Origin of the sequence: Pantoea sp. Mb-10, assembly GCF_021272205.1 — a bacterium.
GTDB lineage: Bacteria > Pseudomonadota > Gammaproteobacteria > Enterobacterales > Enterobacteriaceae > Pantoea.
Map to the genome: position 1 here is coordinate 37,686 of NZ_JAJSDX010000012.1, position 12,878 is coordinate 50,563.

The 12,878-nt window shown below is 57.5% G+C and carries 13 protein-coding genes; 12 read left to right on the top strand and 1 reads right to left on the bottom strand.

The window, feature by feature from the left end; translation table 11 throughout:
- Positions 1-25: 25 nt before the first annotated feature.
- On the bottom strand, positions 26-2,575 hold the full coding sequence (gene mrcA, locus LU196_RS19230) for a peptidoglycan glycosyltransferase/peptidoglycan DD-transpeptidase MrcA (RefSeq protein ID WP_232761049.1): 2,550 nt from the start codon (positions 2,573-2,575) through the stop codon (positions 26-28).
- Between the two features lie 177 nt (positions 2,576-2,752).
- Here mrcA and pilM point away from each other — a divergent pair, with 177 nt between their 5' ends.
- The 12 genes from pilM to trpS all read left to right on the top strand — a co-directional run bounded on the left by pilM (position 2,753) and on the right by trpS (position 12,836).
- Entirely contained in the window at positions 2,753-3,562 is an 810-nt protein-coding gene (gene pilM, locus LU196_RS19235; RefSeq protein WP_232761047.1) for a type IV pilus biogenesis protein PilM, read from the top strand.
- Entirely contained in the window at positions 3,563-4,105 is a 543-nt protein-coding gene (locus tag LU196_RS19240) for a PilN domain-containing protein (protein WP_232761045.1), read from the top strand. It abuts the gene before it with no gap.
- On the top strand, positions 4,098-4,598 hold the full coding sequence (locus tag LU196_RS19245) for a hypothetical protein (protein WP_232761043.1): 501 nt from the start codon (positions 4,098-4,100) through the stop codon (positions 4,596-4,598). The genes LU196_RS19240 and LU196_RS19245 overlap by 8 nt, the downstream gene beginning before the upstream one ends.
- Positions 4,582-4,989: a HofP DNA utilization family protein gene (locus tag LU196_RS20445; protein WP_370641023.1), complete on the top strand. Its 408-nt coding sequence runs from the start codon at positions 4,582-4,584 to the stop codon at positions 4,987-4,989. Before LU196_RS19245 ends, LU196_RS20445 begins: the two co-directional genes overlap by 17 nt.
- Entirely contained in the window at positions 4,910-6,166 is a 1,257-nt protein-coding gene (gene hofQ / locus LU196_RS19250; RefSeq protein WP_232761041.1) for a DNA uptake porin HofQ, read from the top strand. Before LU196_RS20445 ends, hofQ begins: the two co-directional genes overlap by 80 nt.
- A 484-nt stretch (positions 6,167-6,650) precedes the next feature.
- Entirely contained in the window at positions 6,651-7,172 is a 522-nt protein-coding gene (aroK, locus tag LU196_RS19255; RefSeq protein ID WP_010617392.1) for a shikimate kinase AroK, read from the top strand.
- 39 nt (positions 7,173-7,211) lie between these two features.
- On the top strand, positions 7,212-8,300 hold the full coding sequence (gene aroB / locus LU196_RS19260) for a 3-dehydroquinate synthase (RefSeq protein ID WP_232761040.1): 1,089 nt from the start codon (positions 7,212-7,214) through the stop codon (positions 8,298-8,300).
- A 159-nt stretch (positions 8,301-8,459) separates the two neighbouring features.
- Positions 8,460-9,500, top strand: coding sequence for an SPOR domain-containing protein (locus tag LU196_RS19265; protein ID WP_232761039.1), 1,041 nt, complete (start codon positions 8,460-8,462; stop codon positions 9,498-9,500).
- Positions 9,501-9,596: 96 nt separating this feature from the next.
- Complete coding sequence (gene dam, locus LU196_RS19270) at positions 9,597-10,409, top strand: adenine-specific DNA-methyltransferase (protein ID WP_232761038.1); 813 nt, start codon at positions 9,597-9,599, stop codon at positions 10,407-10,409.
- Positions 10,410-10,474: 65 nt separating this feature from the next.
- Entirely contained in the window at positions 10,475-11,158 is a 684-nt protein-coding gene (gene rpe / locus LU196_RS19275) for a ribulose-phosphate 3-epimerase (protein WP_232761037.1), read from the top strand.
- Complete coding sequence (locus tag LU196_RS19280) at positions 11,142-11,819, top strand: phosphoglycolate phosphatase (RefSeq protein ID WP_232761036.1); 678 nt, start codon at positions 11,142-11,144, stop codon at positions 11,817-11,819. Before rpe ends, LU196_RS19280 begins: the two co-directional genes overlap by 17 nt.
- A gap of 15 nt (positions 11,820-11,834) precedes the next feature.
- Positions 11,835-12,836, top strand: a complete 1,002-nt coding sequence (trpS, locus tag LU196_RS19285) for a tryptophan--tRNA ligase (protein WP_232761035.1) — start codon at positions 11,835-11,837, stop codon at positions 12,834-12,836.
- The last annotated feature ends 42 nt before the right edge of the window (positions 12,837-12,878 follow it).

A 12,878-nucleotide genomic window follows, 5' to 3' on the forward strand; every position in this document is an offset into this window, starting at 1 on the left:
CGGCATTGCTGCCGGCTTTTTTCGTTTAGAACAGTTCGTGGCTTTCGCCATTGTCCATAATGGTGGTGCCAACGTCATGAACCGAATATTCGGTCGGCTGCGTGCCGTTAATGAAATATTCCTGACGCGTGTTGCCACTGCCGTTGGCCAGCTTTCCGGTGCTGCGATCGATGGTGACGGTCACCACGCCGTCCGGTGGCGTTAACGGCTGGACTGGGACACCGTCCAGCGCCGCTTTCATGTAGTCATCCCACGCTGGCTGCGCACTCTTCGCACCGCCCTCATAGCCAGAAATCTGATCCGGAATCGCGCCGGAAACGGTGGTACGTCCCAGCGCGCGTGAATCATCAAAGCCAATCCACACCGACGTCACGACGCCCGGACCGTAACCAGAGAACCAGGCATCTTTGGAACTGTTGGTGGTACCGGTTTTGCCGCCAATATCGTTACGCTTGAGATCGCGGCCTGCGCGCCAGCCGGTGCCCATCCAGCCGGGTTCGCCGAAGATATTCGAATTTAACGCGCTCTTTATCAGGAACGACAGCGGCGTATTGATGACGTGCGGTGCATATTGCTGATCGCCGGTAGGCTGTGGCTGAGCAGGAACCTGCTCCAGCTCCGGCTGCGGAACGGCTTGATTCTGCGATTGATCGGAGGTGGCGACGTTTTCCACACTCTCTTCGTTCAGCGCGAGCGCTTTTTTCGTTTCGCCATAAATCACCGGCAAGTTGCACTGCGGACACGCAATTTTCGGTTTCTCTTCAAAGATCACCGAGCCCTGCTCATTCTCAATTTTAGCGATGAAGTAAGGATCAACCAGGAAGCCACCGTTCGCCATCACCGCGTAGCCGCGTACCACCTGCAGCGGGGTAAAGGAGGCGGCGCCCAGCGCCAGGGATTCGGTGTGAATGATGTTTTGCGCCGGGAAGCCAAAACGCTGCAGATACTCAGCAGCATAATCCACGCCCATCGCGCGCATCGCGCGTACCATCACCACGTTCTTCGATTCACCCAGTCCCTGACGTAAGCGGATGGGACCTGCATAGGTCGGTGGGGAGTTTTTGGGGCGCCAGTCGGCGCCGGCGCCGGCATCCCAGCGTGAAATCGGCACGTCATTCAGAATGGAAGCCAAGGTGAGGCCGCGATCCATGGCCGCGGTGTACAGGAACGGCTTGATATTGGAGCCCACCTGGCGCAGCGCTTGGGTAGCACGGTTAAACATGCTCTGATTGAAATCAAATCCGCCAACCAGCGCGCGTACGGCACCGTCTTCGGGATTGAGTGATACCAGCGCGGAGTTGACCAGCGGCACCTGGCCTAACCACCAGTCATCGCCGACTTTTCGCACCCAAATTTGCTGGCCGGCCTGCAACACCTGCGTCACGCTGCGCGGCGTGGGGCCTTGCAGGGTGTCCGATTTGTAAGGTCGTGCCCAGCGAACGCCTGCCAGATTCAGCGTGACGCTGCTGCCATCTTTCAAGACCGCAGTGGCATCGGTGGCGGTGGCGCTGGTCACGACCGCCGCATTCAGAGGACCGTAGGCTGGCAGGTTTTTCAGCGCTTTAACAATGCGTTCATTGTCCCAGCTCGCCTGACCGGGTTTCCACAGCACGCTGGTAGGGCCGCGATAGCCGTGACGCATGTCGTAGGCCATCACGTTGTTACGTACCGCCTGCTGTGCCGCTTCCTGTAAACGACGCGTCACGGTGGTGTAAACTTTATAACCATCTTCGTAGGCGTGATCGCCATAGCGCTTGACCATCTCCTGACGCACCATCTCACTCAGGTAGGGCGCAGAGAAGGCGATCTCTGGACCATGATAGGTGGCGGTCAGCGGCGAATTACGGGCTTCATCATACTGCTGCTGGGTGATGTAATTCTGATCCAGCATGCGGGCCAGCACCACGTTACGGCGTGCCAGCGCGCGGGTGTGTGAATAGAGTGGGTTAAAGGTAGACGGTGCCTTGGGTAAACCGGCAATCATCGCCATTTCGCTGAGCGACAGCTGATCCACAGGTTTACCAAAATAGACCTGTGCCGCCGCCCCAACGCCGTAGGCGCGGTAGCCGAGATAGATCTTGTTCAGGTAGAGCTCAAGGATTTCATCCTTACTCAGCAGCTGTTCAATGCGGATAGCGAGGAATGCTTCCTTGATTTTGCGCATCAGCGTGCGCTCAGGGCTGAGGAAAAAGTTACGAGCCAGCTGCTGCGTGATAGTGGATGCACCTTGTGAGGCATGGCCAGAGACCAGCGCGATGCTGGCCGCACGGAAAATGCCCACGGGATCGACGCCGTGGTGCTCATAGAAGCGACTATCTTCCGTGGCGATAAACGCCTTAATCAGCTCAGGTGGCATCTGCTGTAAGGTCAGCGGAACGCGGCGCTTCTCACCGTATTGGGCGATTAATTCGCCATCAGCGCTGTAAATCTGCATGGGGGTTTGCAGATGCACATCTTTTAATGTGTTCACATCGGGCAGCTGAGGCTCAATGTACTTGTACAAGCCGTAAACCGTGCCGGCTCCCAGCAGGATGCAACACATTGCAAGAATCAATAAATACTTTACGAACTTCACCTGAGAATTCTCATCTGTTGTCGGTTGGGCAGTTTATAAACAATCGCGCGGTAGTATAAAGGCAAGCCTGACGCTTTGATACACCCGTCACTCCTGGAGTCGTTGCGGCTTTGACTGCCCGCTGACGCATTCAGGATAGACATCCTTTTTCCTCTTCGAGATAAGGAGATCGCGCGAATGGCTTTTCAACGCTGGCAAATTGGATTGGATATCCATAACGGTCAACTGTGTGCCGTGGGCATTGAACGACGGCGTCATGGCTGGCAGCTCAGACACTGGTGGCAGCAGCCGCTGCCGCACGATACGTTACGCAATGGCGTGTTGCAAACAACGGACACCTTAATTGCTCTGCTGACACGCTGGCAGCAGCAGCTACCACAGCGCTACTCCCTGCGCGTTGGCCTGCCACCCCAACTGGTGCTACAGCGCACCTTACCTCTGCCAAACCAGTCGCTGAGTGAACCGGCGCTGAGCCGTTACGTTACGGCCGCCGCGCAGCGTTTGTTCCCGGTCGAGCCTGCCTCACTCTCTTTGGATTACCGCCAGGCTGCCGATTCCACCGCGCTTTGCGTGACCGCGGCGCGTAGCGAAGCGATTGCGCACTGGCTGGCACCGCTGCGGGAAGCGGGCCTGAGGCCGGATGTCTTTGAGCTAAGCAGCCTTGCGCTGGTACAGCTGGCCATGCGCATTCCGCTTCGGGCACATCACGTGCTGACGCATCCGCACGGCGAGACGTGGCTCTGGGTGTGCGGTGGTACATCGCCCACCTCGGGAATATCCAGCGATCCGCTGACGCTTGAGCAAGTGCGTGAAACCTTTCCGCAGGCAGAAACGCTGCATTGCACGCAGCCACCGCCTGCTTGCACTCGCGACATGATGCGCTGCAACCCGTTTTCGTTTCTGCACTATTTACAACCTCCGCTTCCGCCAGAGGCGGGCGAGTTTGCCGTTGCGCTGGGTTTGGCGCTGCGTCCGGAGGATGCCTGAATGCTGGCGGTGAATCTTTTACCCTGGCGCGCGCGCCATTGGCAGCGGCGGCGTCAGCAAAGCCTCATGTGGCTCTGCGCCATTCTCATGCTGGGCGCGTGCGTTGTTATCACGCTGTGGCTGCGCGGTCACCAGCAGCTGCAGCTGCTACGGCAGCGCGTTCTGGCCGCGGACGCGGCACTGGTGACGCTGCAACAGCAGCGCGCACAGCAACAGGCTTTACTGCAGCAGCGTGCGCAACTATTACAGATTCAGCACGCTCGCGAGCAGCGACGGCTCGCGTACCAGCGCTGGCACTATTTTTGGCAGCAGCTGCCTGACGTCATGCCCGCGTCACTGTGGCTGAGCCGCATAGCACGCCGCGAACAGCTGATGACGCTGGAGGGCACGGCGCAGGACATGGCGGCGGTGCGTGATTTTCGCCAGCGGCTGGCCGCACACAGCCTGCTCCGGGCAGTGAAACCCGCTACGGTACAGCGCCAGTCTGACGGTCACTATCGCTTCGCGCTTCAGGCTCGTCTGGAGGAAAGCCCGGATGACTAACGTCCTCGCGCGCTGGCTGGGCTGGACATTAGCGCAGCGACTGGTTTCGCTTGGCGCTGGGGTACTGCTACTGATTGCGCTGGCATGGCTTGCGCTTTTGCAGCCGCAGCAGCGGACATATCAACGTCAGGTTGAGCAGCTGGCGCAGCGCAGGTTTGAGCTAACCGCGCAAACGCGCCAGCTGCAAGCGCAAGCTTCGATTGAAACGCTCACGCGCGACGTTGCCGCACTGCAACGCGCCCAGACCGAAGCGGTGCCCGCGCGCGCGCTGGAGTCCTTGGTAAGCACCCGTGGGCGACAGCTTGAGCGCTGGTTGCCGGAGAGTCAGCCGCAGTTGTGGCAGTTGAGTTTGAATTGGCAGCAGTTTTTGCCGTTGTTCAGCGAACTGACGGAAACCACCCTCGCGGTACCGCAGCGCTTCGAACTCACTTCGGTGCGCGACGGGCTGGATGCCACGCTCTGGCTGGAAGGCGATCATGCGGAAGCGGAATAGCGCGTTAGGGCTGCTGTTGTGTGCGAGTCTGGCGTGGGCGCGCGATCCTTTTCAGCCGCCACGGGCCAGCGCGTGCCTGCCGCAACCTATCTCGCTATCAGACTGGCACCTGGAGGGGATCCTTGGCGTGGCGCCAGACTACGTTGGCTGGCTCATTTCTGCTCAGGGAACGCGCTATCGCGTCACGCGACACACCCTTTTACCGGGTACGGCATGGCAGGCCGCCCATCTCTCCGCACGTACGCTGGTATTGAGCACCACAGCGGCGTGCGCACAACAGCAACACACGTGGACATTACATGGAGGTATCAATGAAAAGGAGTCTTCTGCTGCTAGGCTGCCTGAGCCTGCCGTTGCACGCGAGCGACACGCAGCTGAGCCTGGTGTTTGATGATGCGCCGATTGCGCACATTTTGCAGGCGCTGGCGGATTATCAACAAACCAACTTACTCATTGCGCCCGAGGTTCAGGGACGTCTGTCGCTGCGTTTAGAGAACGTGGACTGGGCGCGTGCGCTGGAACTCGTCACGCGGCTCGCCAATGTCACGGTGGTTCAGGAAAAGGATGCGCTGCTGGTGTATCCGCCCGGCTGGCAACAGGCACAGACGGCACGCGCGCGAGCCGAGCGCGAAGCGGAAAAGCAGCAGCAACCGCTGCACCAGCGCAGCGTGACCCTCCATTACGCTCAGGCCAGCGACATTTTTCGCCACCTGCAGGCCGAGTCGTCATTGTTGACGCCACGCGGCAGCGTCACCGTAGACACGCGCACCAATCGTCTGGTGTTACGTGATACGCCCGCGGCCCTTGAGGATGCCTTACGCTGGATACGCGCGCTGGATTTGCCATTAGAACAGGTTGAACTCTCGGCGCACATCGTCACCCTCAATGAAGAGCATCTGCGTGAGCTGGGCGTTAACTGGCGCACATCACCTGCTGACATGATTACCACTGCGCTGCGCAATCCCGCGCTCGCGTTGCCGCTGGCGATCGACAACCCCGCAGTTCGGGCGGGAATCACGCTGGGCAAGCTCGGGGGTGAGTTGCTCAACCTGGAATTGAGCGCGCTGGAACAAGAAAACCAGATTGAGATCATTGCCAGTCCGCGCCTGTTTACCGCGAATCAGCAAACCGCATCGATAAAGCAGGGCACCGAAATTCCCTATGAGGTGAAATCCGGCAACAGTGGGGCAACGGCCATTGAATTTAAAGAAGCCGTGTTGGGCATGGAAGTGACACCGGAGGTGCTGGGCAACGGGCGTATCCGGCTGAAGCTAAAGCTCAGTCAGAATTTACCGGGGCGCAGCCTCAACGTGGGTGATAACCCCATTTTAAGCATCGACAAGCAGGAGATTGAAACGCAAGTCACACTGCGCGATGGCGAGACGCTGGCGCTGGGGGGTATTTTCCAACAGCAGCGCGCGCGGAGTGAGCAGCGCGTTCCTGGGCTGGGGCAAATTCCGCTGTTGGGAACGCTTTTTCGCCGCCAGTCGCACGAGCAAAAAAAGCGTGAGCTGGTTATTTTCATTACGCCGCGACTGGTCAGGGAATCAGCGCTTACTGCCGGATAAAGCGGAAAATTCACTCGGAATGGCCATCCGCGTTGACGCAGGCCGGGAATTAGCATACAAGGTTTAACGATTTTTAAAATGGTGTAACGGAACGCGGTTGGATAACCCTCCGATGGACGTCAGTGACAAGCGATACTGACGTCGGGTGATATTTTCTTGCTTGGTTGTAAACGACATAACGGCAGCGAATTTTACGCTTGAATGCGTAACGTGATCGCGGCGTGCACCTGAAACGCCAGCGTCGCTAATGCGAACGTCGTTTAGCCTACGAGAGAAAAAGGAGGGGCGTTACCGTCTCGCGAACCACAGACCGGTCCTGTTGAGAGGTCGCCGGGGGCAATTTATTCGGTTGCCAAACGGTCATGAGTGTTGAGATAATTTTCCATCTGACTCTTGCTAACGCTTATGAGGTCTCAGTTCCTGTCCCGCCAGCGAGATGCTGAACGCGGGGTATCATCAACGAATTCTTAGTAATACCGACAAAATGGCAGAGAAACGCAATATCTTTCTGGTTGGGCCGATGGGTGCCGGCAAAAGCACTATTGGTCGTCAGTTAGCTCAGCAACTCAATATGGAATTTTTCGATTCCGATCAGGAAATTGAGCGACGTACCGGAGCGGATGTAGGCTGGGTGTTTGATGTGGAAGGCGAAGCTGGTTTTCGCGATCGCGAAGAAAAGATCATCAATGAGCTGACCGAGAAGCAAGGTATTGTCCTTGCCACGGGCGGCGGTTCCGTCAAATCCCGTGAAACCCGCAATCGTCTCTCCGCCCGCGGCGTGGTCGTTTATCTTGAAACCACCATTGAAAAGCAGCTGGCTCGTACGCAACGCGATAAAAAGCGTCCGTTGTTGCAGGTGGACGAACCGCCACGCGAGGTGCTTGAGGCATTAGCCGGCGAGCGCAATCCCCTGTATGAAGAGATCGCTGACGTCACGATTCGCACGGACGATCAAAGTGCAAAAGTGGTCGCCAATCAGATCATTAACATGCTGGAAAAAAACTAATCCGGCATCCTGAGGGCTCAGCAACAGGTATCGCTCATCATGGAGAAGATCACGGTTTCACTCGGGGATCGCAGTTACCCCATTACCATTGCTGCCGGACTGTTTAACGATCCGGCTTCTTTTTGGCCGCTAAAAGCGGGTGATAATGCCATGCTGGTGACGAACCAGACGCTGGCACCGATTTATCTTGAGAAACTCTCAGCGCTGCTCCGCAATGCGGGTGTTAACGTTGATCAGGTGATTCTTCCCGACGGTGAGCAGTACAAAACGCTGACCATTATGGATGACGTTTTTACCGCGCTGCTGAAAAAGCCGCACGGTCGTGACACTACGCTGATTGCACTTGGCGGGGGTGTCATTGGCGATCTCACCGGATTTGCGGCCGCCAGCTATCAACGCGGCGTACGCTTTATTCAAGTTCCTACTACGCTGCTGTCGCAGGTTGACTCTTCCGTGGGCGGCAAAACGGCCGTTAACCATCCGCTCGGCAAGAATATGATCGGGGCTTTCTATCAGCCTGCGTCGGTGGTGATTGATACCGATTGCCTGGCCACGTTGCCGGCTCGGGAGCTCTCGTCCGGTCTGGCAGAAGTCATCAAATATGGCATCATTCTTGATGGCGATTTCTTCCAGTGGCTTGAGCAAAATCTTGATGCGCTGTTGGGGCTGGATAAAGCCGCGATGGCGTACTGCATTCGTCGCTGCTGCGAGCTAAAGGCGGAAGTGGTTGCCGCCGATGAGCGAGAAACCGGGCTGCGTGCGCTGCTCAATTTAGGCCATACGTTTGGTCATGCTATTGAAGCGCATATGGGCTATGGCAACTGGCTGCACGGCGAGGCGATCGCAGCGGGCATGGTCATGGCAGCGCGCACTGCGCAACGCCTGGGCCAATTCAGCGCGGCGGAGTGCGATCGCATTATTGCGCTTCTGCAGCGTGCTAACTTGCCGGTCTACGGACCCGCCAGTATGGCGGCCGAAGACTATCTGCCGCATATGATGCGCGATAAAAAGGTGCTGGCGGGCGAGCTGCGATTGGTGCTGCCTCTCGCGATTGGCCGCTCAGAAGTGCGTGCTGGCGTGGCCCATGATATGGTGCTGGCTGCAATTAACGATTGTTTAAAACACTGAGATTTCCTGAATCCCCTGCACGGCGATGATGCCGTCATCAGCGGTGTTGCCGGTCTTATGTCCGTCAGTGACCGGGATGCAGAAACGCCAACGCGCGACGGGTGAAACGGTGAGTGTGATGCGATGCGTGGGAAGCGCATCGTTTTCGGAGGAGGCTAAATGGATGAGTTCAAACCGGAAGATGAGTTAAAACCTGACGCCAGCGACCGCCGTCCTGTGCGATCGCGTAAATCGTCTTCTGCGCCAAAAGCGAAAGCGCCGGTTTCCCGTCAGCACATGATGATGGGCGTCGGGATTCTGGTCCTGCTGCTAGTGGTGCTGGGCATCGGTTCGGCCTTAACGGGACCGGATGAGAAAAAACCTGCCAGCAATGCGAGTAGCAGCGCGGCAGCACCGTCCTCCGGCGCGGAAAAGAACATCGATCTCAGCGGCTCCGCGTCAATGAGCGGTCAGCAGGGCGCTACGCCGTCAGCGGAAGCCCCTTCACCGCAAACCAGCGCGCCGCCAACCAATGCGGCAACGCAGGCGCCAACGGGCGGTGAAGCGATTTCCATGCCGTCAGTCTCCTCTACGCCTACCCAAGCCGCGCCTGTTGATGCGCCAGCGAACCAGCAGCGCGTCACGCTGCCAGGGGATCTGAACAGCGCGCTGAGTAATCAACAAGGTCAAGTGGATAATGCGGCGCAGGGTGCGCAGGGTGGCAGCTCATTGCCGACCGCCCCTGCGACGGTAAGCGGGAACGCGAAAGCCATCGCACCGCCGGCCACCCGAGCAGAAACACCTGTGCGCTACAGCGCACCGCGTGAGACGCACAGCGGCAGCGCACATAAAGCCACCGTGCCAGCAAAATCTGCACCGGTCGCGAAAGATAACGCATCGCGTCCGTCCGCCACGCATCGTGCGCCAGCCAGCACCAGCAGTGCGGCCAGCGCGTCGCTGCCTTCTGGCGGCAACTATACGCTTCAGCTGAGCGGCGCCTCGAAAGAAGCGAGCCTGAACGCGTGGGCACGCAAGCAAAACCTGAGCAATTACCATGTGTATAAAACCACGCGTAACGGTCAGCCTTGGTATGTGCTGGTGAGCGGTGCCTACGCAACGCCTGCCGATGCGAAACGCGCCGCCGCCGCGCTGCCAGCAGAGGTGCGTGCCGCAAATCCGTGGGTGAAACCGCTGAGTCAGGTCAAGAAAGAGAGTCAGTAACAGATGTGGGGCCGCGCGAATGCGGCCCTGATTTAAGCGCAGAGCTGCTGTCGGTTCCACCACAGCCAATAATTAAGATGTATTAACCACGACAGCATGAAGAAAAATCGCGCTTTCCTGAAATGGGCCGGAGGGAAATACCCGCTGCTCGACGATATTCGTCGCCATTTGCCGCAGGGTGATTGTTTAATCGAACCCTTTGTCGGCGCCGGCTCCGTATTCCTCAACACCGACTATGACCGCTACCACCTTGCGGACATTAACGGCGATCTTATTAATCTCTACAACATCGTTAAAACCCGCACCGCTGACTTTATCAACGATGCGCGTGCGCTGTTTAACACCAGCGGCAATACGGCAGAAACGTACTATGCCAACCGCGTGGCGTTTAACGCCAGCCAGGATATCTATCAGCGCGCGGTGTTGTTTCTTTATCTCAATCGCCACGGCTACAACGGTCTGTGTCGCTATAACTTGCGCGGTGAGTTTAACGTGCCGTTTGGGCGCTATCGCAAACCCTATTTCCCCGAAGCCGAGCTGCTGTGGTTCGCTGAACGGGCGCAAAAAGCGACCTTTGTCTGTGAATCCTACGATGTTACTCTGAACAGCGCGCGCGCGGGTTCGGTCGTGTATTGCGATCCACCTTATGCGCCGCTCTCTGCCACGGCGAACTTTACCGCGTACCATACCAACAGCTTTAGCCTGCGCGAGCAGCAGCATCTGGCCGAGTTGGCCAGCAAGCTGGCGCAGGAAAACCGGATACCGGTGCTCATTTCTAATCACGACACGCTGCTGACGCGTGAGTGGTATCAGAAGGCGGATTTACACGTAGTGAAAGCCCGGCGTTCCATCAGCCGAAGCATAAGCGGTCGCACGCACGTAGACGAACTGCTGGCGCTTTTCCGCTAGCCTGTTTCGTCCGCGACCAACGCATTACGTCAGCGCAGGCTGGCGCACAAAATTGGGAGAATCGGATGAAACAATTTTTACTGGCCCCATCAATCCTCGCCGCTGACTTCGCGCGTTTGGGTGAAGATACGGCAAAAGCGTTGGCGGCAGGGGGCGATGTGGTTCATTTCGACGTGATGGATAACCACTATGTGCCCAATCTGACGATGGGGCCAATGGTGCTGAAAGCGCTTCGCGACTACGGCATTACCGCACCCATTGACGTGCATTTAATGGTTAAACCGGTTGATGCGCTGATCCCGGAGTTTGCCAAGGCGGGTGCCACCTATATCACTTTTCATCCCGAAGCCAGCGATCACGTCGATCGCACGCTGCAGTTGATCAAAGAGCACGGCTGTAAAGCCGGTTTAGTATTCAATCCCGCCACGCCGCTGAGCTACCTCGACTACGTCATGGACAAGCTGGATATCATTTTGCTGATGTCCGTGAACCCCGGTTTTGGTGGACAATCCTTTATTCCCGGCACGCTGGATAAGCTGCGTCAGGCGCGTCGCCTGATCGATCAAAGCGGCTACAACATCCGTCTTGAAGTGGATGGCGGGGTCAAGATCGACAATATCGGTCAGATTGCCGCAGCGGGTGCCGACATGTTTGTTGCAGGATCGGCCATTTTCGGTCATCCGGATTACAAAAAAGTGATCGACGAAATGCGCAGCGAACTGGAGAAAGTGAATGGCTCATTTCACTGATATCCGCGCGCTGGCGTTTGATCTTGATGGTACCCTGGTGCATAGCGCACCGGGGCTGGCTGACGCAATCGATCGGGCGCTGGGTGATATGCAGCTACCGCCGCCGGGCTTGGCGCTTGCCGCCACCTGGATTGGCAACGGTGCCGACATCATGATGGCGCGCGCATTGACGTGGGCCTTGGGCCGTGAGCCTCATGCAGAAGAGCAGCGTGAAGCGCGCGTGCTGTTTGATAAGCATTACGCCGTGACGGTGGGCGCGGGCAGCACGCTGTTCCCACAGGTCAAGGAGACGCTGGCCGCGCTGCAGGCCAGCGGCCTACCGCTGGCGCTTGTCACCAATAAGCCCACGCCGTTTGTTGCACCACTGCTACAGGCACTTGGCATTGACCACTGTTTTTCATTGATTGTCGGCGGGGATGATGTGGCGGAGAAAAAGCCGCATCCTGCCGGAATTTTTCTGGTCCTTGGTCACTTTAGCGTCTTGCCGAAACAGCTGCTGTTTGTTGGTGATTCGCGCAATGATATTCTCGCGGCGCAAGCTGCAGGCGTACCGAATGTCGGCATGACCTTCGGCTACAACTACGGTGAGCCAATCAGCACCAGCCAGCCTGATCTCACTCTGGATACTTTTAGCGAACTTCTGCCCGCTCTCGGGCTGTAATTATCAGGACATAACATGAAACCCATCGTTTTCAGCGGCGCCCAGCCTTCCGGTGAATTGACCATTGGTAACTACATGGGAGCGCTCCGTCAGTGGGTGCAGATGCAGGATGATTTCCACTGCATTTACTGCATCGTGGATCTCCACGCGATTACCGTGCGTCAGGACCCGGTAGCCTTGCGCAAAGCGACGCTGGACACGCTGGCGCTCTACCTTGCCTGCGGTATCGATCCGGCGAAAAGCACCATTTTTGTCCAGTCGCATGTGCCAGAGCATACGCAATTAAGCTGGATCCTGAACTGTTACGCCTACTTCGGCGAACTGAGCCGCATGACGCAGTTCAAGGACAAATCGTCGCGCTACGAAGAGAACATTAACGCCGGTCTGTTTGATTATCCGGTGCTGATGGCGGCCGACATTCTGCTGTACCAAACCAATCAGGTACCGGTAGGCGAAGATCAAAAACAGCATCTTGAGCTGAGCCGCGATATCGCCAGCCGCTTCAATGCGCTTTACGGCGACATCTTCCGCATTCCTGAGCCGTTTATTCCGAAATCAGGCGCGCGCGTGATGTCGCTGCTGGAGCCGACAAAAAAAATGTCGAAGTCGGATGAGAACCGCAATAACGTGATTGGTCTGCTGGAAGATCCCAAATCGGTGGTCAAGAAGATCAAACGTGCGGTCACCGATTCCGAGGAGCCACCGGTGGTGCGCTATGACATCAAAGAAAAGGCTGGCGTTTCAAACCTGCTGGATATCCTCTCTGGCGTGACAGGAAAACCGGTCTCGACGCTGGAGCAGGAATTTGAAGGCAAAATGTATGGCCACCTGAAAGGTGCGGTCGCCGACGCGGTCTCCGGGATGCTGACGGATCTGCAGGCGCGCTATCATCATTTCCGTAACGATGAAGCGCTGCTGAACCAAATCATGCGTGACGGTGCAGCAAAAGCCCGTGCGCAGGCGCAGGAGACGCTGAAGAAAGTGTATGAAGCCGTTGGCTTTGTGCCCCATCCGTAAGCGTTAAACGGCTGTAGTGAAACGGCGAGCGCGATGCTCGCC